This is a genomic window from Kitasatospora putterlickiae (genome assembly GCF_039527695.1).
Classification (GTDB): Bacteria; Actinomycetota; Actinomycetes; order Streptomycetales; family Streptomycetaceae; genus Kitasatospora; species Kitasatospora putterlickiae.
Map to the genome: position 1 here is coordinate 2,219 of NZ_BAAAKJ010000015.1, position 1,684 is coordinate 3,902.

A 1,684-nucleotide genomic window follows, 5' to 3' on the forward strand; every position below is an offset into this window, starting at 1 on the left:
CACGGTGAATGCCTTGGCACTAGGAGCCGATGAAGGACGGGACAAACACCGATATGCTTCGGGGAGCTGTAAGTAAGCTTTGATCCGGAGATTTCCGAATGGGGAAACCCGCTGTCCGTAATGGGGCAGTATCCTTATCTGAATCCATAGGGTAAGGAAGGTAACCCGGGGAACTGAAACATCTCAGTACCCGGAGGAAGAGAAAGCAAACGCGATTTCCTAAGTAGCGGCGAGCGAACGGGAAACAGCCCAAACCAGAAGGCTTGCCTTCTGGGGTTGTAGGACACTCCATACGGAGTTACCAAGAAATCAGGTAGATGAAACGGTCTGGAAAGACCTGCCGAAGAAGGTAACAGCCCTGTAATTCAAACCTGGTTTCCTCCGGAGTGGATCCTGAGTACGGCGGAACACGTGAAATTCCGTCGGAATCCGGGAGGACCATCTCCCAAGGCTAAATACTCCCTAGTGACCGATAGCGAACCAGTACCGTGAGGGAAAGGTGAAAAGCACCCCGGGAGGGGAGTGAAAGAGAACCTGAAACCGTGTGCTTACAAGTAGTTGGAGCCCGTTAATGGGTGACAGCGTGCCTTTTGTAGAATGAACCGGCGAGTTTCGATCTCATGCAAGGTTAAGCAGAAGATGTGGAGCCGCAGCGAAAGCGAGTCTGAACAGGGCGTATGAGTATGAGGTCGCAGACCCGAAACCGTGTGACCTACCCATGTCCAGGGTGAAGGTAAGGTAACACTTACTGGAGGCCCGAACCCACGTACGTTGAAAAGTGCGGGGATGAGGTGTGGGTAGCGGTGAAATGCCAATCGAACACGGAGATAGCTGGTTCTCTCCGAAATAGCTTTAGGGCTAGCCTCAAGAATCGAGTTTTGGAGGTAGAGCACTGATTGGACTAGGGGCCCTCATCGGGTTACCGAATTCAGTCAAACTCCGAATGCCAACAACTTGAGCTTGGGAGTCAGACTATGGGTGATAAGGTTCATAGTCGAGAGGGAAACAGCCCAGACCGCCAGCTAAGGTCCCTAAGTATACGTTAAGTGGAAAAGGATGTGGAGTTGCTTAGACAACCAGGATGTTGGCTTAGAAGCAGCCATCATTTAAAGAGTGCGTAATAGCTCACTGGTCGAGTGACTCTGCGCCGAAAATATACCGGGGCTAAACGTATCACCGAAGCTGCGGATTGTACCGTTGGTACAATGGTAGGAGAGCGTTCTAAGCGCAGCGAAGTCCGATCGGAAGAACGGGTGGAGCGCTTAGAAGTGAGAATGCCGGTATGAGTAGCGAAAGACAAGTGAGAATCTTGTCCACCGAAAGCCTAAGGTTTCCTGAGGAAGGCTCGTCCGCTCAGGGTTAGTCGGGACCTAAGCCGAGGCCGAAAGGCGTAGGCGATGGAAAACAGGTTGACATTCCTGTACCACCTTTCATCCGTTTGAGCAATGGGGTGACGCAGGAGGATAGGGAAGCGTGCTGATGGATATGCACGTCCAAGCAGTGAGAGTGATGAGCAGGCAAATCCGTTCATCGTAAGCTCGGGCTGTGATGGGGAGGGAAATAGAGTACCGAAGTTCCTGATTTCACACTGCCAAGAAAAGCCTCTCGTGAGGATGAGGGTGCCCGTACCGCAAACCGACACAGGTAGGCGAGGAGAGAATCCTAAGGTGAGCGGGATAACTCT

The 1,684-nt window shown here is 52.1% G+C and carries 1 rRNA gene; it reads left to right on the forward strand.

Annotation, left to right across the window (positions count from 1 at the left end):
* Positions 1 to 1,684: ribosomal RNA gene (locus tag ABD308_RS01425) — 23S ribosomal RNA — on the forward strand; the annotation flags it as partial.